The following is a 23,420-nucleotide window of genomic DNA, read 5'->3' as shown; positions in this document are numbered from 1 at the left end:
GCCATGGAAAAACGCTTTCCACCCATTCGTTGCCTGTCACGCATGCGGCAACAGACAGATGAAACCAGGGATGCCGTCTTGCGCTATCTGGCACTCATCGCCTTCGAAGTCACTTCGGGAAAACTCGACCCGGCCAGAGTTAACTGGCAATATCTCCGCGACAACGAGCCCCAGCCTCGCTGACGCCGGCTCCACACAGGAGTCAGGGGCGGAGAAAGCTCGCCCCTTGTCGCCAGAGATACGGCACTGATAGAAAGCTGACAGCGGGCAGCCAGCCGTATCGATTCCGTACAAAGCAAAAGAGCCATCCCAAGGGATGGCTCTTTTGCTTGAATCTTGGTGCGCCCGGAGAGATTCGAACCCCCGACCCCTGCCTTCGGAGGGCAGTACTCTATCCAGCTGAGCTACGGGCGCATGGGAGGCAGGATTCTACCTGCTACAGAGACTTGCGTCCATGTTATCAAAACCAATAAGCTGACGGCCAGACCACAGACAACGATGAAAAGTCGAACCATGCCCCAGGAAAAAAATTACGAACTCTCCCATGAAGATGTGCAAAAGGTCATGGCAACGGTCGACATCCCGGCCTGCCCGGTTTTCGTTACCGACGCCATGCAGGAAGCGCAAAGGGATGAACCGGACCTGAAGCGTCTGGCCGACATCATCACCGGCGATGCCGGCATGTCGGCCGCCGCGCTCAAACTGGCCAACTCGCCGCTGTACGGCGCCAGCACGCGCATCTCCAGCGTCCGCAAGGCGGTTGAGCGTCTCGGCACGAAAAACATCGTCTGCGTCGTGGTCGCCGTCGCCCTGCGCGCCAGCATGACCGGCCTGCCGGCGGCCTGGCTGGAGCAGTTCTGGAAACGTACGACGCTGATGGCCGTTGTGTCCAGCCTGATCGCCCGGCGCCAGTACGGCATTTCGCCGGATGCCTCCTACACCTATGCGCTGTTTCACGACGCCGCCATTCCGCTGATGATGAAGCGCTTCCCGAACTACGGCGAAGTACTGGAAAAATGCCGGCGTGAAAACCTGATGCTGGTCGATGCCGAAGACAATTACTTTCCCTGCACCCATCCGATCATCGGCTCTTTGCTGGTGCGCAACTGGGGCCTGCCGCCGATTCTCGGGCAAGCCATCCGTTTCCATCACGAAGCGGATGCCTACGACGTCTCGGATAAAACCCTGCCCGGCGGCGCACTGTCCTTGATTGCCGTCACCCAGGTTGCCGAGCATCTGCTCGCGGAACTGCTCGACGACTGCGATCTCGAAGTTGGCACAAACCTGTTTGCACGGGCACTCGATCACCTGGGCATTTCGGAGAGCGATCTGGATGACCTGCGCAACCGGGTCGCAGATGCCGTGGCCGAGACGGCTAACTAGACATTCAGTCGAAAAAGGTGCGCGCCGCCTCGAAGCGTTGCGCGTAGTAACGGTCGTTCAGACGATCGATGCGGACCCGGCCGTTGGACGATGGCGCATGTACGAAACGCGCATCGCCGACATAGACGCCGACGTGCGAGAAAGGCTGGTTGCGCGTATTGAAGAAGACCAGGTCGCCCGGACGTAATTTGCCCGGTTCGAGCGGTCGACCGCTCCGCGCGATGTCGGCGGCGCTGCCTTGCACCTTGAGGCCGAGCGCCTGGGCGTAGATGTAGCTGACCATGCCGCTGCAATCGAGGCCGGCCTCCGGGTTCTTGCCGCCGAAACGGTAGCCGGTGTCGATCAGGCCGAGCGCATAGAAAGCCACCTCGTTGCCTTTCTCGCTGACCGGCAAAGGCGCATGCGTTATAGTTTCCGGCGTGCCGCCCGGACGCGGCGACGGGCTGCCGCAGGCCGCCAGCAAGGCAGAGATCAGCGTGGCAACAAGCAGGACGGGAAGGCGCATGAAGTTGATGTACTTTCTTGGAACACTTCTCAACTTACAGTTTTTACAGGATTTTTCAAGGCCATGAAATTACAGAACGAGCAATTGCTGCGGTCGACCAACTTTATTGCCGGAAAATGGACGGGCGCCGATGACTTGGCGACCTTCGACGTGCTCGATCCGGCCAGCGGTGCCGTGCTCGGCAGCGTGCCGCGCTGCGGCGCCGACGAAACGCGGCGCGCCATCGATGCCGCCAACACTGCCTGGCCGACCTGGCGCGCCCTCACTGCCCGTCGTCGCGCCCAGTTGCTGCAAGCCTGGTGCAAGCTGATCATCGACAACGTCGACGACCTCGCGCAAATCGTTACCGCCGAAGGCGGCAAGCCGCTCGCCGAGGCCAAGGGTGAAGTGCTTTACGGCGCCTCCTTCGTCGAATGGTTTGCCGAGGAAGGCAAGCGCACTTACGGCGAAAGCATTCCCAGTCCGGCCGCCAGCAACCGCCTGCTCGTCGTCAAGCAGCCGATCGGCGTCTGTGCCGCGATCACGCCGTGGAACTTCCCGCTCGCAATGATCACGCGAAAGGTCGCACCGGCGCTCGCCGCCGGCTGCCCGGTCGTCGTCAAGCCAGCCGAGGCGACGCCGCTGACCGCCCTCGCCCTCGCCGTCCTCGCCGAGCAGGCCGGCTTCCCGGCCGGCGTTTTCAACGTGGTGACCGGCAACCCGCAGGCAATCGGCGGCGAGCTGACCGCCAATCCGATCGTGCGCAAGCTCTCCTTCACCGGCTCGACCGGCGTCGGTCGCCTGCTGATGGCGCAATGCGCCCCGACCGTCAAGAAGGTCTCGCTCGAACTCGGCGGCAACGCCCCCTTCATCGTTTTCAACGATGCCAATATCGACGCAGCGGTCGACCAGGCAATTACGGCCAAATATCGCAACACCGGCCAGACCTGCGTTTGCGCCAACCGCTTCCTCGTGCAGTCCGGTGTCTATGACGAATTCGCCAGCAAGTTTGCGGCCCGTGTTGCCCAGATGCAGGTCGGCCCCGGCACCACGCCGGGCGTCGTCCAGGGACCGCTGATCAATGCCGCCGGGCTGGCCAAGGTCGAGGCGCATGTCGCCGACGCCGTCGGCAAGGGCGCACGCGTCCTCTGCGGCGGCCGCCGCCACGCACTGGGCGGCAATTTCTACGAGCCAACCGTGCTCGCCGACATCACCAGCGCCATGCAGGTAGCGAAGGAGGAAACCTTCGGCCCGGTCGCCCCGCTCTTCCGCTTTGAAACGGAAGCCGAGGCCATTGCCATGGCCAACGACACCGAGTTCGGTCTTGCCGCCTATTTCTTCACGCGCGACGTCGCCCGCTGCTGGCGCGTCGGCGAAGCGCTCGAGTACGGCATGGTCGGCATCAACACCGGCCTGATCTCGAACGAGGTGGCGCCCTTCGGCGGCATCAAGCAATCGGGCATCGGCCGCGAAGGCTCGAAGTACGGGATCGAGGATTACCTCGAAGTGAAATATCTCTGCTTCGACATCAACGGATGATCAAGCTCGTCATCATCGCCAGCCTCGCCCTGCTCGCCGGCCTGCTCTGGCGCAACTGGGCGCGGCAACGGCAGGCCGGCTATATCGCGGCCTACCCCTATGCCCGCTTCCTTGACCGGCGGCTGGCGGCCCGCCGCCCGGAGCTGACCGCGGAACAACGGGCCGAGGTCTTCGCTGCGCTAAGCGATTACTTCGTGCTCTGCCGCCGCGCCGAGCGGCGCATGGTGGCCATGCCCTCGCAGGCAGCAGACGATGCCTGGCACGAGTTCATTCTGTTCACCCGCCATTACGACAAGTTCTGCCGCGCCGCCTTCGGCCGCTTCCTGCACCACACGCCGGCCGAGGCAATGCAATCGCCGACGCAGGCGAGCGAAGGCCTGCGCCGTGCGTGGCGCCTGGCCTGCGCACACGAGCAGATCGACCCGAAAAAGCCGCAACGCCTGCCCCGCCTGTTCGCGCTCGATGCAAAGCTGGGCATTGCCGGCGGCTTTGTCTATCAACTCGATTGCCTGGCCGCAGGCCAGGCCAGTGCCACTGGCGACACGACTTTCTGTGCCAGCCACATGGGCTGCGGCGGCAGCAGTGGTGGCGGCTGCGCCGGCGACAGCTCGGACAGCAGCGGCTCGGACGGGGGTGGCGATGGTGGAGGCGGCTGCGGGGGCGGTGGCGATTAACGCCGGAAACGCAATCTGCTAAACCGTACCGTCCCGCGCCGGCGGCGAATACACGACGACCCGGTTGCGCCCTTCATGTTTGGCGATATAGAGCGCCAGGTCGGCCGCCTGGGTCAGTTCGTCGGGCATCTTGCCGTGTTCGGGATAGGCGGCGACACCGAGCGAGGTGGTGAAAGCGAGCGTGAAATTGCCGAACCGGACACGAATCTCGGCAATCGTCGTACGCCAGCGTTCGGCCCGCTCGGCGGCCACCGCAAGCGGCATGCGTGGCATCAGGATGACAAATTCCTCGCCGCCGTAGCGGCACAGCACGTCTTCGTGGCGAATGTCGGCCTGCAGGCTGCGCGCCAGCTCGCGTAGCGCCTCGTCACCGGCCTGGTGGCCGTAGGTGTCGTTGATCTGCTTGAAGTGGTCGAGATCGAGAATGACCAGAGCCAGCGGATAGCCCTCGCGCCGGGCGCGCCACAGTTCGCGCTCCAGGGTTTCGTCGAGATAGCGCCGGTTGAAGCAACCGGTCAGGCTGTCGCGAATGGCCTGTTCCTGCAAAGCCACCTGCAGATGCTCGATCTCCTCCAGTTGCCGGCGCAAGTCCTCATTGGCGATGCGCAGTCTGTCCTCGGCCACCCGACGCTCGGAAATGTCGCGCGAAATGCCAAGGACAGTCGCCGGCAGCCCGGCATGATCGAGCAGAAAACTGGCCACCACCTCGGAGGAAACGATGCTGCCGTTTTTGTGCGGCTGCTCGATCTCGTACATTGCCGACATGGCGCTCTTGTCACCCGCCGCCAGACGGCCGAGATGATCCTGCAGCAATGCCTGGATGCGCTCCAGCGAGCTTGGCGTCAGCGCCTCGACCAACGACTGCTGCATCGCTTCGGCCGCGGTAAAACCCCGCCATTTCTCGACTGCCGGACTGATGTAGGTGAAGCGCAGACTGGCCACATCGAGCATCCAGATCACATCCTTGCTCTGTTCGGCAAGCAGGCGATAACGCTCCTCGCTTTCGCCCAGGGCCAGTTCGGTCGCCTGCCGGATATCGATTTCCTTCTGCAAACGCCGATTGAGGCGCGCGAAATAGATGGCGAGCAAGGCCAGCGAGATGAAGATCACGACGGCGCCGCCCAGCACCGGCAACACCCAGGCAGGCAGACGGCGCGGCGCGCTGTCGTAGACCAGGCCATCCAGCGCAAAACCACTTGGCAGCATGCCCTGCTCGGCGTAGGTCTGGGCAATCTGTTGCCAGCGGGTGGCGGACATCTGACCGATTTCAACCAGTTCGGGCTGCATCAGACGCTTCATTTCGGCGGCTTCGAACAGCAAATGCGCCCTGCTGTGGCGCGTCGAATAGCGTTGCAGGATGAGCTCGGCAATTTCGTCCGGATGCGCCATGGCATATTCCCAGCCGCGCAGGACGGCTTCCCGGAAGTCGCGCACGGCCCTGGTCGAAGACTTGAGGTGGCGCTCGGAGGTGAACAGCGTGTCACCGTAAAAATTGATGCCGGCGGCGCTCGGCGAATACGCCAGGTAGGGAAAATTGTCCTGGCGAAGCAGGAAAGGCTCGTCGGTCGAGTAGCCGGAATAGGCATCGACATTGCCGGCGAGCAGTTCGCCCAGCTCGAAACGGTGCGGCACCGTCACGTAGTTTGCGACGCCCTCACGCCGCAGATAGGCGAGCAGTTCGGCCTCATGCGGCAAGAGCATGATGCGCTGCCCGGCCAGGGCATCGATGCTGGGAATCTTGCGCCGGTTGACCAGCAAGACCAGCGGCGAATGCTGCACGATGACGGCGAGCGCCACCACCGGCTGTCCCAGACCACGGCGCAAGGCAAGCTCCGACGCAGCAACACCATAATCGGCCTTGCCCTTGAGCACCTCGTCGATCGGGTCGCTTCCCTCGGCCAGCTCGTGCAGGCTGACCTCGAAGCCGGCATTGCGGAAATAACCCTTCTCGATAGCGGCGTAATAGCCGGCAAATTGGAACTGATGCTTCCAGTTGAGCTGGATGCTGACCTTTTCCAGCGCATAGACAGGCGACAGGATCAGGCAGAGGAGGAGAAAGGCAACAACGCGCATGGTGGAAATCGATCCGGCGGGAAGCCGCTTACTTGTGATAGGTGCGACCGCTGCCGCGCGAATTGCCGGAACGGGAGTCGGCAACATCATCGAACAGGTTCCAGCCCTGATTTTGCGCGTGCGCGAAAAGGAGCAACGCGAGCAGGCCGGCAAGCAGGTTGAATTTGCGGAACATCAGTCGTCGTCTCCGGAATCGTCGGCCGCTACCGGCGCGTGGTCGCTCTCGGCCCAGCGCCGTACTTCGAAGGCAGCGTGGCGCAGGCGCGTGAAGATCGGGAAGATGGCGAGAAAAACCAGCAGCAGCACGAAATTCGACCAGCCGGCACCGACACTCATGACTTCCATGCGGTCGTGCACCGGCACCGGCTTTTCCGGTGCCAGATCGGCGTCGACCGTCAGGTAATAAGTGCCGGGCGGAATGTCGGGGAAGACCACCTCATCCTGGCGATTGCCTTCCGACCAGCTTTCGCCGCCGTCGTAGCCGTAGTAATAGGCGAGCTCGCGGCTGGCCGGCCAGGCCGCATTGCCGCTCTTGTCGACCAGGGTCAGGTTGAGGCCTATCCAGTTGTTGTCCAGGCTGGTCGTGTTGCGCACCTTGAGCCGGCGCACCCGCTCGTCAATCACGAATTCGCGGCTTTGCAGCTCGTCGACCGCTGGCGCAGCAAAGTCGAAGTCCTGGCGCAGCAGCAGCTTGCCGCCGCCGGCGAACAGCATGAACAAGACCTGGGCCACGACGGCGAGCAGGGCCAGACGCCAGAACAGCCGGCAGACGCTGCGATGCGTCTCTTCCCAGGGATTGGGCTGGTTGGCGAAGACGCCGATCGGTTCGGGCAAGGCCTGCTTCAACGCGAAGGCGCTGGCAATCTCCGCCGGCTCGACATAGGTGCCCTGCGACCAGTTGAGGTCGTTGTCGGTACTTTCGCGCGACAGCATGAGCGGTGGCGCGACGTAATCGACCACCCGGTTGCACTCGCCGCGCCGCACCCGCCAGGTGAATTCGCCGGCGACCTGGATCACCTCGGCACTCGGCGTCGTCGTGAAGTGCCGGAAGCTCTGGCCGTTCCAGCGCACATCGGCAAGTTCCATGGCGCCGCTGCTGGTCGGCGGACTGGACAACACGTCGGCGACGTTCCAGTGACCGTTGTACTCGGTCAACCAGCGATAAGTGCCGTTTTCTCCGGCCAGCAGGTATTCTCGCCAGTCGTAGAAAATGCCCGCGCTGACGCACTGCTTGACGAGAAAACCGATCACTTCGACCGGTCGACCGTCCAGCTTGCCCTTGCTGCCGAGCGCCAGGCGCGGCACGTATTTTTCGTCGCGACTGCCCAGCGCCTTCGACAGGAGCTGGTAATTGCGGTCGGCCGTATCGACCACCGCACCGCAGGCAACGCAGCCGACCGCAAGAATTTCCGGCGAACGGGCCGCCATCGGCGAACCGCAGCTCGGACAGCGAAAGACCTGCGCAGCGACCGTCTTCTCCGGTTGCGCCATGCCCTGACGCAGATTGGCCAGGCGCAGCGCAGAGAATTCGACCGCCTCGCCGATGAACATTAGGGGCGGCGTTTCGGAGTAATCGAGGGTGGCGAAATTGGCCCCGTTTCTGAGGTCGACCGCTGCGACCGGATAACCGGCGCCGACCTTGAACGGCAGCTCGCCCTGACCGGCAATGCACTCGGCCTGGGCGATATTGCTCACCGTCCAGGTCTGGCTGGCGAGCACGAAACGCTGGCCGATTTTCAAAGACTCAAACGATGGCAGCGCATCCGGCACGAACTGCGCAAAAGTGAGCACATACTCGCCGCCAGCCTCCGACAGCCAGCCGGTGCGCATGTCGTCAAACAGCAGATGCCATTCGTTCCAGATACCCTGCTCGTACTTGATCTGGATGCGCCCGATCAGGGCAAAATGCACGCCCTTGTAGCTGCCTTCCGTGCCCAGCTGCAGCGGCGAACGGTCTTCGACCAGCGCCGCCATCTTGCCGATGTCTTCCAGATTCTGGTCGTGCCGGACCAGCGTGCTGCTGCAATAGGCGCAGACCGCGAAGACCGAGGACGCCGACTGGAAGACAACCGGCGCGCCACAGGAAGGGCAGGAAGCAGTTATGGCCACGCGGCGGCGGTCAACTCAGTTTTTTGAGCAATTCCGCCTTCTTGGCATCGAACTCGGCCTGGCTGAGAATGCCTTTTTCGACCAGTCCATGCAGCTTTTCCAGGGTCGCCACGACCTCGTCGGGCGACACGCTGGCCACTGCCGTCGGCTGCTGCAGCGCGGCACCCAGCGACTGCCCGACCACCTGGCCGAAACCGACGCCGGCACCGAGGCCGACGCCCATTGCCGCCAGGCCGCCCTCGTTCTTCGCTGCATCGGGAATGCTGTTGGCGACCTGGTACTGCGTGTAGCGCTGCATGTCGCCGATCATGTTCATGCCGATCTTCTGGTCGAGGATCTTCTGCAGTTCTTCCGGCAGCGAGACGTTCTGCACGACCAGCGTATCGAGCGCCAGGCCGTATTCGGCAAACATCGGCTGCGCCTTGGCAAACATCGCCTTGCCGAACTCGTCCTGGTTGGCCGCCATGTCGATGAAGGCGACGCCGGATTCGGCAAAGAGATCGGTCAGACCGGCGACCAGGGTATTGCGCAACTGGCCTTCGAGTTCATCGCGACCGTAGCTGTCGCGGGTGCCGGAAATCTTCTGGTAGAAGGTCTTGGCATCCACCAGGTGCCAGGAATAGATGCCGAAGGCACGCATGCGGACAATGCCGAATTCCTTGTCGCGGATGGTGATCGGGTTCGGCGTGCCCCACTTCTGGTCGAGCTGCTGGCGCGTCGAGAAGAAATAGAGGTCGGACTTGAACGGGGACTCGAACAGCTTGTCCCAGTTCTTGAGGTAGGTCAGGACGGGCAGCGTCTGCGTCGTCAGCTTGTACATGCCGGGCGCGAAGACGTCGGCCACCGTGCCCTCGTTGACGAAGAGCGCGAGTTGCGAGTCGCGCACGGTCAGGCTGGCGCCGTTCTGGATTTCCATTTCCGCCATCGGAAAACGCCAGGCCAGCGTACCGTCGGCATCCTCGGTCCACTGCAGGATGTCGATAAACTGCTTCTTGATGAAGTCCATCAGTGCCATCACTACCTCCTAAAGGGTCAGGCGATGCAGCCGGCGTTGAGAATGCCGACCGCGATCGAGAGTAATGCGAGGAAAATGCCCGAGGCCATGCGCCCCTGGGGAATGCTTTCGTTGATGCGCGGCAGCGCTATGCGGGCAACCGCGAAAACGAGCAGCTGCACGATGCCGGCAACCACACCCCAGCCGACCATCGCGTACAGGTTGTGGCTGACCGCGACCGACACGGCGAGCGGCAGCGCGAAACCGATCACCGCACCGCCCAGGCTGACGGCGGCGGCCTCGTTGCCGGCGCGGATCAGCTGCAATTCGTTATAAGGCGTGATCAGTACATAAAGCGCAAAAAACACGCCCAACAGTACGATGCCCGTCGCAAAGAAACTGGCAAAGGCTGGCAAACCGCTGATGACCGGATCAAACATTGAATTCCCCTGAAGCAGGATGACAGCGAAGTATTGTCACCGCAAGCCCGCCGCAACTCAAGCCAGACGTGCCTGGTACCAGGCGGCGAATGCCTCCGGCGCCAACGGTCTGGCGTACAGATAGCCCTGCATGCGGTTACAGCCCAGCCGGCGCAACTGCGCGACCTGGACGGGATCCTCGACCCCCTCGGCAAGCGGCATCATGTCCAGGTCCCAGGCTAGATCGATGATGGTGCGGACGATACGCAGATGCTCTTCCGAAGTCGTCATCGCCACGACAAACGAGCGGTCGATCTTGATTTCGTTGAGCGGCAGGTTGACCAGATAACTCAGCGACGAATAGCCGGTACCGAAGTCATCCAGCGCCAGGCGCATGCCCAGGGCACGCAGACGGCGCATGACTTCGAGGCAACGTTCCGGATCACTGAGCATCGCCGATTCGGTCAGTTCGATGGTGAAGCGGCTGCCCGGCACCTGCCAGGTTTCCAGGCGCTGCGCGAACAGTTCCGGCAAATCGGTATCGAGCAGATCATCGGCGGTCAGATTGATCGACAGGGGAATATCGATCCCCTTCGCCGACATTTCGGTGGCTACATGCAGCGCATTGCGGATCAGCCAGTCGGTGAACAGATGGCGCCAGCCATTTTCCTCGATCATCTCGATGATCAGTGGCGGCGGCACCCATTCGCCATTTGCCCGTTGCCAGCGCAACAGCAACTCCGCCCCGGTGCATTCACCGGAAGGCGCGTCCACTTGCGGCTGCATATGCAGCGTCAGCGTCTCATGATGCAAGGCCTGGCGCAGCTCTTCCGCCATGTCGAAACGATGCTGCCAATCCCGGCGCATTTCCGGCCGGAACCAGCCAAATGGCTCACGCGTCGGCTGCAACTCCCAGCGCGCCAGACGAGCCGCCTGCAGAATGGACTCCGCATCGGCGCCATGCTCGGGCAGCATGGCCGCACCGATACTGGACTCGAGGGGCACACTGCGCCCGCTCAGCAAACCGAGCGGTTCGGCAAAGGCCTGCCCGATATGGGCCGCTACCAGCGTCGGCGCCGCCATCGATTGCACACCGGGCAACAGCAATAACCACTCGTCCTCACGCCCGGAAAATATCCTGTCCGCCGGCCGCAACAGCAAGCGCAAACGCTCCGCCACGACACCGGGCAAACTTTGCAGATCGCTGGCCGCAAGCTGTCCGAAACGATTGCGATTGGTCAGGACAAGGGAAAGTACGGCAACCGGCTCGGCCCGTACGGCCAATTCGCGCAGCGCGTGCAGGGCAGCCAGTTCGCCGGGAATGCCGGTGCGGGCCAGGCCGGCCTCTTCACCGAGTTCGACTGCCGCGATGACCGCGGTAAAAACGCTGCGCCGCAGGATGGAAAAAAGATCGAGGTAGAGACGGTTGACCGATACGGCCTCGCCAAACAGCGCGTGCTCGCAGAGTCCGACGACACGGAAAAAGAAACTCAGCGTATCCGTCAGCGAAAACCCGCAGCCATGCAGTTTGTGCCAGGCCGACAACCACTCCTGCTGCCATTGCGGATCGCCCAGCGCACTCGCCATGCGGGCAGAAATTGCAGCGAACTCGGCAAGCACCGGGTCATCGGCTTCTTCGGCAAGCGCCTGGTGGACAGCCGACTGCCAGAGCGGTGCGATCGCCGAAAACGAGGCGAGCGCCTCGTCGCTCAGCCCGAATTGGGCCGGTTCGAGCCCGAGGCTAAGGTCAACCGAGGTAATAGTCATGCGAGGCCAGTCCATACGCATCGTGCGGCAGCGCCCGGGCAACCTTGCAAGCCTGATGGGCAGGCTCGTTGAGGTCGATCACCCGATAGCCGCGCACTTCCTGCTTGTCGGCATCGAGCATGATCAGCACGCGCGGCCGCGAGCGGCGCACCCGGTTTTGCTGGATGACGATGCCGACCTCGCCGCTACTCAGCTCAAGCAGCGTACCGACCGGATAAAGGCCGACACACTGCACGAACTGCTCCATCAAGCCCGGGCTGAACTGATGGTCGCGCAATTTGTAGAGTTCCTCGAGCGCCTCCTGATGGCCGAGCGCACTGCGATAAGGCTTGTTTTTCAGCATCGCGCAGAACGAATCGACCAGACCGGCCATCTCGGCCGCCAGACCAAGCTCGTCGAGCTTGAGCTGGCGCGGATAGCCGCTGCCATCCCAGCGCTCGTGGTGACGGGCAATCGTCAGCAGCACGTTTTCGGGAATATGACTCTGGCTGCACAGCAACTCCAGCGAACTGGCGACATGCGAACGGACCAGCTCCCTTTCTTCCGGCGTCAGCGGTTCCGTCTTGGCCAGAATATCGACCGGCACCTGGGTCTTGCCGACATCCTGCAACAGGCCGGCCATGCCGAGTTCCAGCAGCGGCAAACCGCGCCAGCCGATATGCGCGCCGAGCATCAGCAAATACACCGACACATCCATGGCGTGGTCGAAACTGTACTGATCCATGCGCTTCAGGCGCAACAGCCACATCAGCGCATCCGGGTTGCGGCGCAGGCTGCCCGACATGTCGCGTACACCTTCGCGCACCGACCCGACATCCATCGAGCGTTCCAGGCTGACGGCCTGGAAGCTGCGTTGCAGCGCATTCTGCAGATCGTCGAAGCGCGGCTCCATGTAGGAAAGCTCGCGGGCCAGCGCCAGCGAATGTTCGGAATCATTCTGGCGCTGCAGAAAGGTCAGGAAACGACGTCGCCGCTGCTGCCGCTTGTCGCTGTCGGCCTGCATCTCGAACAACGGCTGCCGGCGCCGGACTGGCGGCTCGGGCTCGGCGACAGCGCCACTGTCAACCGGCGGGCGCAAGGCGTAATCACGCCCGTAATCCTTGACCAGATGGAACTCGTTCAATGAGCGGCTACGGTCGACGTAAACAAAGCGGCATTTTTGCTGAAACTGCTCGACCTGCTCCGGGCTGGAGATCACGAACCCCTGCAAGGCAAACGAAAATTCGGTCCACGCGCAGTCCGGTTCGGCAACGAACATGCCGATCTTCAGGTCGGCTACCGCAACAATCTCCATGGGTGCTTCTTTCGATACTGAGGCTAGGATTCCGGGGCCAGGCGAAGCAGCCCCTCCAGTGGAAGATTGTGCGCCACCAGATGGGGAATAACAAGGAAGCCACTTAGTACTTCGGCATGCCCGCCGGACAGGATGCAACAGGCATCACGCCCGGCCAGACGGGCAAAAGCGCGCTCGATGGCACCGACCTGCGCCTCGACGCAGCCAGTGACAATGGCATCGGCAGTGGCACGCGGATATGCCATATGCACGCCATCGGCAAAAGGCAGGGCAGCCGTGCCCTGAAACAGCGCCCGGCGCATGGTTTCCAGGCCGGGCAGGATCAGGCCGCCAAGAAAATTGCCGGCGGCATCGAGGCTGTCGATGGTGGTTGCGGTGCCCGCCATGACCACGAGACGCGGCGTCGAACCAAGCTGACGCGCGCCGACCAGGGCGCACCAGCGGTCGACTCCCAACTGGGCAGGATTTTTATAAAGATTTGTAATTCCGGCCTGATTCGCTCCGGCTTTGACCTCGCGCAGCACTTCCGCCCATGGCGCCAGCACCTGCCGCAAGCTCTCACCGACCACCGCCCCGGCCACGTTGGCGAGCATGGCGCGCGCCGGCTGCGGCCAGCGCAGGCAGAGTTCTGCCAGCTCTCCGATCCCGGCATGCGTCACGCTGCCCTGTTCGCACCACGCATTGCCGTCATGCGCCCCCCATTTGATGCGGCTATTGCCGCTGTCGATACAGATGATCATGCGCGGCGCAGGCTGACATCGCCGGAAAAAATGCGCTGCATGCCACTCGCCGTCTCCAGCAGCAAGGCGCCGTCAGCATCGACGCCGGCACAACGTCCGCTGAGCGGCGCGCTGCCGTCATCGAGCAGTTGCACCGCCGCATCCTGCCAGGCATGGCGCTGCTGCCATTCGCTTTTGCAGCCGGCGAAGCCGTCGACCGCAAAGACGTCCAGCACGCCGGCCAATGCGGAAAGAACTGAAGCCAGAACCAGATGCCGTTCGGGCAAGGCGGCCATGGTCTGATCCAGCCCGGCCACCGGCTGCGGCAGATCAGCCGTCGGCGCGGACAGATTGATGCCGATGCCGATCACCGCCTGGATGCCGCGCCGGTCGCTGACCAGCTCGACGAGAATGCCGGCCAGCTTGGCGTAATCATCGCCCTGGCGGAGCAGGACGTCATTCGGCCATTTCAGGCAAATCCCTTGCGCACCTAGGCTTTCGAGGGCACGCGCCAGTGCGACACCAACCGCCAGCGACAAGCCGGCAAGCCGCGCCGGCGGGCAGGAAAAACGCCAGAGCAGGGAAAAGGTCAGACTGGCTTCGGGCGCCGACAACCATTGCCGGCCGCGCCGTCCCCGCCCGGCGGATTGCCGGTCGGCGACAATCACCGTACCGGCCGGCGCGCCCAGATCGGCACGCCGCATCAGCTCGCTGCTGGTGGAGTCGCACTCTTCAAATGCATCGACATCGAAACGCCCGGCCAGCAAGCCGAGCCGGGATTTGAGCAGGACGGGATCAATCAGGGGCATGCGGCGAATTGTATGCCAGTTCGCCACATGCCGAAAAAAGCCGCTTTACTCGGCGACTTCCTTGCTGCCGTCGATGCCAAGCTCGGCGATCTTGCGGGTGATCGTGTTGCGGCCGATGCCAAGCGCCTGTGCCGCCTCGATCCGGCGACCGCCGGTATGCGCCAGCGCCCGCGAGATCAGGATGCGTTCGAAGGTCTGGGTCAGCACACCGTGCACATCGCCGAGACCACGCGCCAGCAGGCGGTCGACCTCGCCTTCGAGGGCACTTTCCCAATCGGTTGCCAGCATGGTCGGCACGGCATCGCGCAATTCGCCGGGCAAATCGCCGATTTCAACCTGTTGACCGGGTGCCATCACGGTCAGCCAGTGGCAGAGATTTTCCAACTGCCGCACGTTACCCTGGAAGTCCAGACCGCTCAGATACTTGATCGCCGTATCCGACAGGCGCTTGGTTTCAACGCCTAGCTCGCGCGCACTCTTCTGCAGGAAGTGGCGGGTGAGCAGCGGAATATCCTCGCGCCGTTCACGCAGCGACGGCAGACGGATGCGGATGACGTTCAGGCGATGGAACAAGTCTTCGCGGAACAGGCCGTCCTTGACGCGCGTTTCGAGGTTCTGGTGGGTCGCGGCAATCACGCGGACATTGGCCTTGATCGGCGAATGGCCGCCGACGCGATAGAAATGCCCGTCGGACAGGACGCGCAACAGGCGGGTCTGCAGCTCGGACGGCATGTCACCGATTTCGTCGAGGAACAGCGTGCCGGCCTCGGCCTGTTCGAAACGGCCGCGCCGTTGTGCCTGGGCGCCAGTGAACGCGCCACGTTCATGCCCGAACAGTTCGGATTCGAGCAGATCCTTGGGAATGGCTGCGGTATTGATTGCAATGAAAGGCTTGTCGGCGCGCGGGCTATGCCGGTGCAGGGCACGCGCCACCAGTTCCTTGCCGGAGCCGGACTCGCCGGTGATCAGCACGGTGGCGTGCGACAAGGCGAGGCGACCGATCGCCCGGAAGACTTCCTGCATGGCCGGTGCCTGACCGAGAATTTCCGGCACCAGGCCTTCTTCTTCAGCCGCACCGCTTTGGTGCATCGATTCATCGATGGCGCGCCGGATCAGTTCCACTGCCTGATCCACGTCGAAGGGTTTCGGCAGGTATTCGAAGGCACCGCCCTGGAAGGCCGCCACTGCACTTTCCAGATCGGAGTAGGCGGTCATGATGATCACCGGCACCGACGGGAAACGGGTTTTCACTTCCTGCAGCAGCTCCAGGCCTGACTGGCCGGGCATGCGGATGTCGGACATCAGCACCTGCGGCGGTTCGATGCCTTGTTCCAGCTGCGAAATTGCCTCGCTGGCCGAGGCGTAACTCTTGAACGGAATGCCCTCGCGGGACAGGGTTTTTTCCAGCACCCAGCGAATGGAACGATCGTCGTCAACAATCCAGACCGGTTTCATGTTTGTTTGGCTCATCTTGTCATTGGTATGCCCAGACCAAAGCAAGACTCAAGCCCGCTCAGGCCTGCTCCACGGGCAAACGCAGCGTGAACACGGTATTGCCCGGCCGGCTGGAACAGTCGATGGTCCCGTGATGGTGCTGCACGAAGTTCTGGGCAATGGTCAGCCCCAGACCGCTGCCGCCTTCGCGCCCGGAAACCAGCGGATAGAACATGCGCTCGCGGATATCGTCGGGAATGCCCGGGCCGTTGTCGATGACCTTGATTTCCATGGCCAGGCGATAGCGCTTCTTGACCAGGGTGATCTGGCGCAGCGAACGTGTCCGGAGAATGATTTCCCCTTCACCGCCCATCGCCTGGGCGGCATTGCGGGCGATATTGAGGACCGCCTGAATCAGTTGTTCGCGGTCGCCGACCAGCTCCGGCAGACTGGTATCGTAATCGCGCTGCATGTGCAGCGACCCGGGAAATTCGGCGGTCAAAAGGCTGCGCACCCGCTCGAGGATTTCGTGGATATTGACCGTCGTCGGCAGCATCGCCCGATGCGGCGTGAGCAGGCGCTGCATCAGATCCTGCAGGCGGTCGGCTTCCTTGATGATGACCTGGGTGTATTCCTTGAGCGAGGGATTGGCCAGTTCATGCTCAAGCAGTTGCGCCGCACCGCGGATGCCGCCCAGCGGATTCTTGATCTCGTGCGCCAGATTGCGGATCAATTCGCGACTGGCCTGCTGTTGCTCGATCAGGCGTTCCTCGCGGGTTGCGGCCAGATGGTGCTCGATCGGCTGCAACTCGAGCAGCAGACGCACCCCGGCCGCCAGTTCGGGGCGCAACGGCGTGACCGTGCAGTTGATGTGCAGGATTTCACCGTCACTGCGTTTCAACTGGATATTCTGGCCGGTATAGCCCCAGTTGTTGTTCAGACCATTGTCGAGCGCCGACTGCAGCGTCGCCGAACAGGTGCAGACCGCATCCATGGTCTTGCCGGCGACCGAGCGCGAACTAACGGCGAGCAGGTTTTCACCGGCCGGATTGATGTAGCGGATCAGCCGACCTTCATCGATCAGCAGCACCGCAGAAGCCAGCAGATCGAGGCCGGCGAACGAAGCGTAATTGGCATCCATGGCCGCCATTGTAGCGAATGGCAGGGCGGCACAAGGATAACTTGCGTTAATGACCGAACGTTCATTATCATCGACAATCCTCACCGAAGCCATGAAAATGCCCGCCCTGACCCGCCACCACCCATTGATGCTTCTCGGCTGCTGCGTACTGCTCGCCGCCTGCAGCGGCGAAACGCCGCAAGCCCCGGCCGCCCGCTCCGTGCTGGTCCAGCCGGCCGTCAGCAGCGGCACCGGCAGCGGCATCTACACCGGTGAAATCCGCGCCCGCCACGAGATCGACCTCGCCTTCCGGGTGGGCGGCAAGCTCGCCGCCCGCCTCGTCGACGCCGGCGCCGAAATCAAGCCCGGCCAGCCGCTTGCCCGCCTCGACCCGGCCGACCTGCAACTGGCCGCCGCAGCGGCACGTGCCCAGCTGAGCGCCGCCGAAAGCGAAGCCGCCACCGCCAGCGCCGAGCGCGAGCGCTACGCCGGCCTGCTCGGCAAGAAGTTCGTCAGCCAGGCCGCCTTCGACGCCAAGGACAACGCCCGCAACAGCGCCCAGGCCAAGCTGGAACAGGCGCGCGCCCAGCACCAGATCAGCAGCAACCAGAACAACTACGGCACGCTGAGCAGCGAGTTCCCGGCCGTCGTTACCGCCGTGCTGGCCGAAGCCGGTCAGGTAGTCAGCGCCGGCCAGGCCGTACTGCGCATCGCGCGGCCGGAAGAAAAGGAAGTGGCGATCGCAGTGCCGGAGAGCCGGCTGGCCGAAATGCGCGCCGCGAAATCCATAGCGGTCAACCTCTGGGCCGACCCAAAAATCACCCTGCACGGCGAATTGCGCGAATTGTCGCCAGCCGCCGACCCGCTGACCCGCACCTACGCCGCCCGCATCCGCATCGCCTACCCGCCGCCAGAAATGCGCCTCGGCATGACGGCGCGCGTCGCACTCGATACGGCCGGCGAGGAAAACCTGCGCGTACCGCTCGGCGCCGTCCTCGACCAGGGGCAGGGACCACTGGTGTGGGTCGTCGCCGACGGCAAGGCGATGCCGCGCCCGGTCAAGCTGGTCCGTTTCCAGGAAGACGGTGCCGTGATCGGCGAGGGCCTCAAGGCCGGCGAACTGGTAGTCATCGCCGGCGCCGGCAAGCTGGTCGCCGGCCAGGCGGTGACGCCGAAGACGGCCAACCCGCCCGAACGGCAGCACTGATCCGATGAGCCATCGTTTCAACCTGTCCGACTGGACACTGCACCACCGCACCCTGGTCGGTTATTTCCTCTTCGCCCTCGCCCTGATGGGCGTCTTTGCCTACGGCAAGCTGAGCCAGGCGGAAGACCCGCCGTTCACCTTCAAGCTGATGGTGATCCGCACCAACTGGCCGGGCGCCACGGCGCAGGAAGTCGAACTGCAACTCACCGACAAGATCGAGAAGAAGCTGCAGGAAACGCCCTACATCGACCGCGTTGCCAGTTTTTCCCGCCCCGGCGAGTCGACCGTGATGTTCTTTGCCAAGGACAGCACGCCACCGGCGCTGGTCCCCGATGTTTATTACCAGGTCCGCAAGAAAGTCGGCGACATCCGCCACACCCTGCCCGCCGGTATCCAGGGACCGTTCTTCAACGACGAGTTCGGCGACGTTTTTGGCAATATTTACGCGTTGACCGGTGAGGGCCTCGATTACCCGCAATTGAAGGACATTGCCGAACGTCTGCGCGACGAACTGCTGCACGTGCCCAATGTCGGCAAGGTGGAAATCTTCGGCATCCAGGACGAGAAGATCTACGTCGAACTCTCGAATGCCAAGCTGGCGACGCTGGGCATCGACCTCAACACCATCACCGCCGCCCTCGGCCAGCAGAATGCGGTCGCCGGCAGCGGCTACTTCGAGACACCGGGCGAGCGCATCCAGATTCGTCCGGGCGGCGCCTTCGACAGCGTGCAGGCGGTGGCCGACACCCTGATCCGTTCCGGTAGCCGCAGCTTCCGCCTCGGCGATATCGCAACTATCCGGCGCGGCACCATCGACCCGCCGGCGACGCAGGTCCGTTACGGTGGCAAACGGGCGCTGGCAATCGGCGTCGCGATGGCCAAGGGCGGCGACGTCATATTGCTGGGCAAGGCCCTGCAGGCACGCATTGCACAAATCCAGGCCACCCTGCCGCTCGGCGTCGAGATCGGCGAAGCGGCCAGCCAGCCGGATGCGGTCAAGCGCTCGGTCGACGCCTTCGTTCAATCCCTGGCCGAAGCGGTGATCGTCGTCCTGCTCGTCACCTTCATCAGCCTCGGCATTCGCACCGGCATGGTCGTCGCCATTTCGATCCCGCTCGTCCTGGCCGCCACCTTCCTCGCCATGGACCTGCTCAACGTCGGCCTGCACAAGGTCTCGCTCGGCGCCCTGGTCCTCGCCCTCGGCCTGCTCGTCGACGATGCGATCATCGCTGTCGAGATGATGTGGGTGAAGATGGAACAGGGCTGGGAACGCACCCGCGCCGCCTCGTTTGCCTACACCAGCACGGCCGGCCCGATGCTGTCCGGCACGCTGGTCACCGTGGCCGGTTTCATCCCGATCGCCATTGCCAAGTCGGCGACCGGCGAATACGCCTTCGCTTTCTTCCAGATCAACGTCATCGCCCTGCTCATTTCCTGGCTGGCCGCGGTGATCGCGATTCCCTGGCTAGGCTACAAGCTGCTGCCCGACCCGCGCGCGGCACGCGCCCCCAACCTGCTCGAACGTCGCCTGCCGCGCCTCGCTCACCGCCTCGCCAGACTCGGTGTCGGCGGCCCGCCGCACGCCGAAGACCACGACGTTTATGGCACGCCCTTCTACAGTCACTTCCGCCGCCTCGTCGCCTGGTGCGTCGGGCATCGCTGGCTGGTCATCAGCATCACCATCGGCATGTTTGCACTGGCCATCGTCGGCATGGGCAAGGTGCAGAAACAGTTCTTCCCGAACTCGACCCGTCTCGAACTCAACGTCGAACTGCGTCTGCCCGAAGGCGCCTCGGTCGCTGCCACCGACGCCGAGGCAAAACGCCTCGAGGACTGGCTGGACAAGGACAAGGCAGAGTTCGACCAGTTCGAGCACTACATCACCTATGTCGGCGCCGGCTCGCCGCGCTACTACCTCGGCCTCGATCAGCAACTGCCGGCCAGCAATGTCAGCCAGTTCGTCATCCTGTCGCGCAGCGTCGAAGCCCGCGAAGCGCTGCGCGGTCGACTGATCCATTTGTTCGAAAATGACGGCTTCAACGCCCGCGGCAATATCTCGCGCATCGAAAACGGCCCGCCGGTCGGCTACCCGGTGCAATACCGGGTCAGCGGCGAAGATCTGCCCACCCTGCGCAAGATCGCCGGCCAGATCGCCGACGTCATGCGCCAGGAAGCGGAGTTGTCGAACATCAATTTCGACTGGAGCGAGCTTTCGAAGAGCGTCGAGATCGAGATCGACCAGGACAAGGCCCGTCTGCTCGGCGTCTCCAGCCAGGACCTGGCAGCCTTGCTCAACATGTCGCTGAACGGCTACACGATCACCAGCTTCCGCGAAGGCGAAAAGAGCATCGATGTCGTGCTGCGCGGCGACCGCGCGGAACGCACCCATCTCGTCAGCCTGCCCGACCTGTCGGTACCGACGCGCAGCGGCAGGAGCGTGCCGCTGGCCCAGATCGGCCGTCTCAAGTCGAGCTTCGAACCGGGTCTGGTCTGGCGGCGCGACCGCCTGCCGACCATCACCGTACGTGGCAACCTGTACAGCAAGACACAGCCGGCCACCATCGTCGACCGCATCGCGCCGCAGATCAACGCCATCCGCGCCACCCTGCCGGAAGGTTACGCCATCGTCACCGGCGGCTCTGTCGAGGAGTCGGCCAAGGGCTCCACGTCGGTCATGGCCGGCATCCCGATCTTCCTGCTCGCCGTCATCACCATCCTGATGATCCAGCTGCAGAGCGTCTCGCGCGTCGTCATGGTGCTACTCACCGCGCCGCTCGGCATCATCGGGATTGCGCTGTTCCTGCTCGTCTTCCGCCAGCCCTTCGGCTTCATGGCGCTGCTTGGCACCATCGCGCTGTTCGGCATGATCATGCGCAACTCGGTGATCCTGGTCGACCAGATCGAGCAGGATCTCGCCGCAGGCAAGGCACGCCTGGAAGCCATAGTCGAATCGACGGTGCGCCGTTTCCGCCCGATCGTGCTGACGGCCGCCGCAGCCGTGCTGGCCATGGTGCCACTGTCGCGCAACGACTTCTTCGGGCCGATGGCGGTCGCCATCATGGGTGGCCTGATCGTCGCCACCGCCCTGACCCTGCTCTTCCTGCCGGCCCTGTATGCGGCCTGGTACAAGGTGAAAGCCGGTTAACCGCCCTCAGGACCCAGCAAAAACCAGAGGGCGCCAAGGCGCCCTCAGACTGCTGACGAACCCCCGATTTTTCGGGGGTTTTGTTTTTCTGTTTTGGAATTCGGGCGTTTTTCGGATTCAGGCCGAAACAAGGCGGATTCTGGAATTCTCGTGGTGGAGCGCCATCGGCAGGTAATTGCGGGCGAAGTCGGCCGCAAACAGGGCCTGCCCGAGGATTTTGGCCAATAAGGCTGCCGCCTTGCGGGCCAGCAACAGGGCCATCTTCTTCATGTTCTGACAGGCCGCCGAGAGCAGGCACTGCGCTTGCACCTTGGCCAAGCCGCGGAAGCGGGCGTAACGGTGGCCGTGCAACTCCTTGGCATCGGCAAAGCTGCGCTCCACTGTTTCCTTGCGCCGGGCGTACAGCCGTTTGCCCAGGTCGCTCAGGCGATTGGCGTTGATCGCTTCCTTGAAACCTTCCCAGAGATGCCGGGTCACGAGCTTCTGATGATTCCGGCTCTGCGTGCACTGCCCGCGCACGCCACAATCAGCGCAACGGGCGGGATTCGAGGCATATTCCCGATAGCCCAGCCGGTTGGTCGTCCGGTACGGCAGAACCTCCCCGGCCGGGCAGCGGTAGCAGTCCTGGACCGCATCGTAGAGATAGTCCCGCTTGTAGAAATAGCCATCGCGGTGTGTGGGTCGCTTGTAGCCCATCACCCCGAACAGTGCCCGCTCGAGAATGCCCTTGCAGACTTGCGGGGTGAAATACCCGGCATCGAGCCCGACGGCGCCCACGGCCAGATCAAAGCGCTCCATGACCCGGTCCAGGCGGGCCAGATAGGGCTGGCTGTCATGGACATTGCCCGGCGTGACATGGGTATCGACGATCAGGGCATGCACGCCATCGACAGTCCGGTGATCCAGATAGAAGAAGCCGGTCGGCTTGTTGTCGCGGGCCATGAAACCTGCGTCGGGATCGACCGTGCTGACCTTGACCTCCTTCAGTGGCGGTGTCGAATCATCGTCATCACGCTTGAGCGGCTTCTTGCCCGCGGCGGCACGATCCGCTTCGATGGCTGCATCCAGCTCGGCCAAATAGGCCGCCGGCGTTTGCTCGACCTGATGCACCTCGAAGTGCCGTTTGTTGGCATTCGCCTTCAGATGCGTGCTGTCCGTGTAAAGCACCCGCCCGCCAATCAGCTTGTGCTCAATGGCTTGCTCGACAATCCCGTCAAAGATGCGTTGCTCAATGTCCGTCCCGACAAAGCGGCGACGCCGATTCTGCGACAGCGTCGAGGCATCCGGCACTTTGTCCGTCAGCCGAAAGCCGAGAAACCAGCGGTAAGCCACATTGACCTCGATTTCCTTCACCAGCCGTCGCTCGGAGCGAATCCCGAACAGGTAGCCAATGAACAGCATCTTGAACAACACCACCGGATCAATCGCCGGTCGGCCATTGTTCTCGCAATACAGGTGCTGGGTCGCTTCACGAATGAAATCAAACCGGATGTGCTGGTCGAGCAGCCGGAGCAAGTGGTCTTTCGGGACCAATTGCTCCAACGTCACCATCTCCAGTTCCGTTTGGGCAGGGTAGGCAGGCTTGAGCATGCCTGCATTATAAAAAAATAAAGCCCCCAATCGCTTGGAGGCTTTGTCAGCGGTCTGAGGGCGCCAAGGCGCCCTCTAGTTTTTATTAAAAGCTCAACCCTGATAGCTGGCAGCTACTTCAAATTACCCAGTTCCTTCTGGATCGCCTGGATATTGCGTTCGTGCTGGCCAACGCTGTCCCGATAAGGCAACAGACGCTCGCTCTTGTCGCCCAGCGTCCGCTCCTGCTCGGCCAGCTCGCGCTTCGCCTGCTCAAGATTGCGCTGCTCAGTCGCCAGTTCCTGCTCGAGAATGCGCTTGCGATCACCGTCGCGCGCCTTCTGCGTATCGTCCTGTACCTTGGGGAAACCGGCCGGCGTTGGCGTTGCCGCTGCACCGGCGGGCTTCGCACCGACCTTGGGAGCCGGCACCACCGTCGTTGTTTCCGAATTGACCACGGCCTTGCAGTTCTTGTCGAGACGCGAATTCGAAATCACGGGACTGCCACCATTGGCATCCGGGCATTTGTAGATGGTCTGCGCTGCAACCGGCAAAGCCAGCGTCGCAACAAACAGGGCAAGTACGCTACGTGTCATTGTCATCAATCCTCGCAAGCCTTCAAGTGTACCGGACTTTAACGTCCGCCTCCCTGAAATGGTGGACAAAAAAAAGGCGGGAAAC

Annotated in this window: 20 protein-coding genes and 1 tRNA gene; 6 read left to right on the top strand and 15 right to left on the bottom strand. The window is 63.0% G+C overall.

All coding sequences use genetic code 11. The features are described from left to right. Nucleotides 1-3 precede the first annotated feature (3 nt). On the top strand, nucleotides 4-183 hold the full coding sequence (locus KI612_RS02275; protein ID WP_226442216.1) for a hypothetical protein: 180 nt from the start codon (nucleotides 4-6) through the stop codon (nucleotides 181-183). A 154-nt stretch (nucleotides 184-337) separates the two neighbouring features. Here the strand turns inward: KI612_RS02275 and KI612_RS02270 are convergent. Continuing rightward, a tRNA-Arg gene (locus tag KI612_RS02270) sits at nucleotides 338-414 on the bottom strand. A gap of 99 nt (nucleotides 415-513) precedes the next feature. On the opposite strand from KI612_RS02270, the gene KI612_RS02265 reads away from it, so the two are divergent. Then, nucleotides 514-1,383: an HDOD domain-containing protein gene (locus tag KI612_RS02265; protein WP_226442215.1), complete on the top strand. Its 870-nt coding sequence runs from the start codon at nucleotides 514-516 to the stop codon at nucleotides 1,381-1,383. Nucleotides 1,384-1,387: 4 nt separating this feature from the next. On the opposite strand, the gene KI612_RS02260 is transcribed toward KI612_RS02265, so the two are convergent. Beyond that, complete coding sequence (locus KI612_RS02260; protein WP_226442214.1) at nucleotides 1,388-1,888, bottom strand: C40 family peptidase; 501 nt, start codon at nucleotides 1,886-1,888, stop codon at nucleotides 1,388-1,390. A gap of 63 nt (nucleotides 1,889-1,951) precedes the next feature. Between KI612_RS02260 and KI612_RS02255 the strand changes: the two genes are divergently transcribed. Beyond that, entirely contained in the window at nucleotides 1,952-3,406 is a 1,455-nt protein-coding gene (locus tag KI612_RS02255) for an NAD-dependent succinate-semialdehyde dehydrogenase (protein WP_226442213.1), read from the top strand. Further along, nucleotides 3,403-4,080, top strand: coding sequence for a glycine-rich domain-containing protein (locus tag KI612_RS02250; RefSeq protein ID WP_226442212.1), 678 nt, complete (start codon nucleotides 3,403-3,405; stop codon nucleotides 4,078-4,080). The genes KI612_RS02255 and KI612_RS02250 overlap by 4 nt, the downstream gene beginning before the upstream one ends. 18 nt (nucleotides 4,081-4,098) lie before the next feature. On the opposite strand, the gene KI612_RS02245 is transcribed toward KI612_RS02250, so the two are convergent. From KI612_RS02245 to glnL, 11 genes are read right to left on the bottom strand one after another with little or no spacing between them, the layout of a single operon-like run. Further along, nucleotides 4,099-6,153, bottom strand: a complete 2,055-nt coding sequence (locus KI612_RS02245; RefSeq protein WP_226442211.1) for a diguanylate cyclase — start codon at nucleotides 6,151-6,153, stop codon at nucleotides 4,099-4,101. A 28-nt stretch (nucleotides 6,154-6,181) separates the two neighbouring features. Beyond that, nucleotides 6,182-6,328 (bottom strand): hypothetical protein, encoded by a 147-nt coding sequence (locus KI612_RS02240; protein ID WP_226442210.1) that lies wholly within the window; start codon nucleotides 6,326-6,328, stop codon nucleotides 6,182-6,184. After that, nucleotides 6,328-8,262, bottom strand: coding sequence for a DUF4178 domain-containing protein (locus tag KI612_RS02235; protein ID WP_226442209.1), 1,935 nt, complete (start codon nucleotides 8,260-8,262; stop codon nucleotides 6,328-6,330). Before KI612_RS02235 ends, KI612_RS02240 begins: the two co-directional genes overlap by 1 nt. A 10-nt stretch (nucleotides 8,263-8,272) precedes the next feature. Continuing rightward, complete coding sequence (locus tag KI612_RS02230; protein ID WP_226442208.1) at nucleotides 8,273-9,277, bottom strand: SPFH domain-containing protein; 1,005 nt, start codon at nucleotides 9,275-9,277, stop codon at nucleotides 8,273-8,275. A gap of 17 nt (nucleotides 9,278-9,294) precedes the next feature. Continuing rightward, nucleotides 9,295-9,696, bottom strand: coding sequence for a DUF350 domain-containing protein (locus KI612_RS02225; protein ID WP_226442207.1), 402 nt, complete (start codon nucleotides 9,694-9,696; stop codon nucleotides 9,295-9,297). A 57-nt stretch (nucleotides 9,697-9,753) separates the two neighbouring features. Continuing rightward, entirely contained in the window at nucleotides 9,754-11,442 is a 1,689-nt protein-coding gene (locus KI612_RS02220) for a putative bifunctional diguanylate cyclase/phosphodiesterase (protein WP_226442206.1), read from the bottom strand. Further along, nucleotides 11,423-12,736, bottom strand: coding sequence for an HD-GYP domain-containing protein (locus tag KI612_RS02215; protein ID WP_226442205.1), 1,314 nt, complete (start codon nucleotides 12,734-12,736; stop codon nucleotides 11,423-11,425). Before KI612_RS02215 ends, KI612_RS02220 begins: the two co-directional genes overlap by 20 nt. Nucleotides 12,737-12,759: 23 nt before the next feature. After that, on the bottom strand, nucleotides 12,760-13,476 hold the full coding sequence (locus KI612_RS02210; protein WP_226442204.1) for a type III pantothenate kinase: 717 nt from the start codon (nucleotides 13,474-13,476) through the stop codon (nucleotides 12,760-12,762). Further along, nucleotides 13,473-14,264, bottom strand: a complete 792-nt coding sequence (locus KI612_RS02205) for a biotin--[acetyl-CoA-carboxylase] ligase (protein ID WP_226442203.1) — start codon at nucleotides 14,262-14,264, stop codon at nucleotides 13,473-13,475. Before KI612_RS02205 ends, KI612_RS02210 begins: the two co-directional genes overlap by 4 nt. A 45-nt stretch (nucleotides 14,265-14,309) precedes the next feature. Then, the gene (gene ntrC / locus KI612_RS02200; RefSeq protein ID WP_226444102.1) at nucleotides 14,310-15,719 is read right to left on the bottom strand and encodes a nitrogen regulation protein NR(I); all 1,410 of its coding nucleotides are present in this window, start codon (nucleotides 15,717-15,719) and stop codon (nucleotides 14,310-14,312) included. A gap of 58 nt (nucleotides 15,720-15,777) precedes the next feature. Beyond that, nucleotides 15,778-16,848, bottom strand: coding sequence for a nitrogen regulation protein NR(II) (glnL, locus tag KI612_RS02195; protein WP_226442202.1), 1,071 nt, complete (start codon nucleotides 16,846-16,848; stop codon nucleotides 15,778-15,780). A gap of 82 nt (nucleotides 16,849-16,930) precedes the next feature. Here glnL and KI612_RS02190 point away from each other — a divergent pair, with 82 nt between their 5' ends. Beyond that, nucleotides 16,931-18,025, top strand: a complete 1,095-nt coding sequence (locus tag KI612_RS02190) for an efflux RND transporter periplasmic adaptor subunit (RefSeq protein WP_226442201.1) — start codon at nucleotides 16,931-16,933, stop codon at nucleotides 18,023-18,025. 4 nt (nucleotides 18,026-18,029) lie between these two features. Beyond that, on the top strand, nucleotides 18,030-21,170 hold the full coding sequence (locus KI612_RS02185; RefSeq protein ID WP_226442200.1) for an efflux RND transporter permease subunit: 3,141 nt from the start codon (nucleotides 18,030-18,032) through the stop codon (nucleotides 21,168-21,170). A gap of 117 nt (nucleotides 21,171-21,287) precedes the next feature. Here the strand turns inward: KI612_RS02185 and KI612_RS02180 are convergent, their stop codons facing one another. Beyond that, on the bottom strand, nucleotides 21,288-22,760 hold the full coding sequence (locus KI612_RS02180; RefSeq protein WP_226440886.1) for an IS1182 family transposase: 1,473 nt from the start codon (nucleotides 22,758-22,760) through the stop codon (nucleotides 21,288-21,290). Nucleotides 22,761-22,873: 113 nt separating this feature from the next. Continuing rightward, complete coding sequence (locus KI612_RS02175) at nucleotides 22,874-23,335, bottom strand: DUF4124 domain-containing protein (RefSeq protein WP_226442199.1); 462 nt, start codon at nucleotides 23,333-23,335, stop codon at nucleotides 22,874-22,876. Nucleotides 23,336-23,420 lie beyond the last annotated feature (85 nt).

The sequence above is a fragment of the Quatrionicoccus australiensis genome, from assembly GCF_020510525.1.
Taxonomy (GTDB): Bacteria; Pseudomonadota; Gammaproteobacteria; order Burkholderiales; family Rhodocyclaceae; genus Azonexus; species Azonexus australiensis_B.
Note: the sequence above shows the minus strand (reverse complement) of the source record. Positions and strands in the feature narration are given on the sequence as shown.

What these genes read in the sequence shown, in the direction of transcription:
- KI612_RS02245 (WP_226442211.1), bottom strand. Translation starts at nt 6,153, where the DNA reads ATGCGCGTTGTTGCCTTTCTCCTCCTCTGCCTGATCCTGTCGCCTGTC.
- KI612_RS02260 (WP_226442214.1), bottom strand. Translation starts at nt 1,888, where the DNA reads ATGCGCCTTCCCGTCCTGCTTGTTGCCACGCTGATCTCTGCCTTGCTG.
- KI612_RS02215 (WP_226442205.1), bottom strand. Translation starts at nt 12,736, where the DNA reads ATGGAGATTGTTGCGGTAGCCGACCTGAAGATCGGCATGTTCGTTGCC.
- KI612_RS02255 (WP_226442213.1), top strand. Translation starts at nt 1,952, where the DNA reads ATGAAATTACAGAACGAGCAATTGCTGCGGTCGACCAACTTTATTGCC.
- KI612_RS02230 (WP_226442208.1), bottom strand. Translation starts at nt 9,277, where the DNA reads ATGGCACTGATGGACTTCATCAAGAAGCAGTTTATCGACATCCTGCAG.
- KI612_RS02205 (WP_226442203.1), bottom strand. Translation starts at nt 14,264, where the DNA reads ATGCCCCTGATTGATCCCGTCCTGCTCAAATCCCGGCTCGGCTTGCTG.
- KI612_RS02180 (WP_226440886.1), bottom strand. Translation starts at nt 22,760, where the DNA reads ATGCTCAAGCCTGCCTACCCTGCCCAAACGGAACTGGAGATGGTGACG.
- ntrC (WP_226444102.1), bottom strand. Translation starts at nt 15,719, where the DNA reads ATGAAACCGGTCTGGATTGTTGACGACGATCGTTCCATTCGCTGGGTG.
- KI612_RS02185 (WP_226442200.1), top strand. Translation starts at nt 18,030, where the DNA reads ATGAGCCATCGTTTCAACCTGTCCGACTGGACACTGCACCACCGCACC.
- glnL (WP_226442202.1), bottom strand. Translation starts at nt 16,848, where the DNA reads ATGGCGGCCATGGATGCCAATTACGCTTCGTTCGCCGGCCTCGATCTG.
- KI612_RS02275 (WP_226442216.1), top strand. Translation starts at nt 4, where the DNA reads ATGGAAAAACGCTTTCCACCCATTCGTTGCCTGTCACGCATGCGGCAA.
- KI612_RS02250 (WP_226442212.1), top strand. Translation starts at nt 3,403, where the DNA reads ATGATCAAGCTCGTCATCATCGCCAGCCTCGCCCTGCTCGCCGGCCTG.
- KI612_RS02190 (WP_226442201.1), top strand. Translation starts at nt 16,931, where the DNA reads ATGAAAATGCCCGCCCTGACCCGCCACCACCCATTGATGCTTCTCGGC.
- KI612_RS02265 (WP_226442215.1), top strand. Translation starts at nt 514, where the DNA reads ATGCCCCAGGAAAAAAATTACGAACTCTCCCATGAAGATGTGCAAAAG.
- KI612_RS02240 (WP_226442210.1), bottom strand. Translation starts at nt 6,328, where the DNA reads ATGTTCCGCAAATTCAACCTGCTTGCCGGCCTGCTCGCGTTGCTCCTT.
- KI612_RS02220 (WP_226442206.1), bottom strand. Translation starts at nt 11,442, where the DNA reads ATGACTATTACCTCGGTTGACCTTAGCCTCGGGCTCGAACCGGCCCAA.
- KI612_RS02210 (WP_226442204.1), bottom strand. Translation starts at nt 13,476, where the DNA reads ATGATCATCTGTATCGACAGCGGCAATAGCCGCATCAAATGGGGGGCG.
- KI612_RS02175 (WP_226442199.1), bottom strand. Translation starts at nt 23,335, where the DNA reads ATGACACGTAGCGTACTTGCCCTGTTTGTTGCGACGCTGGCTTTGCCG.
- KI612_RS02225 (WP_226442207.1), bottom strand. Translation starts at nt 9,696, where the DNA reads ATGTTTGATCCGGTCATCAGCGGTTTGCCAGCCTTTGCCAGTTTCTTT.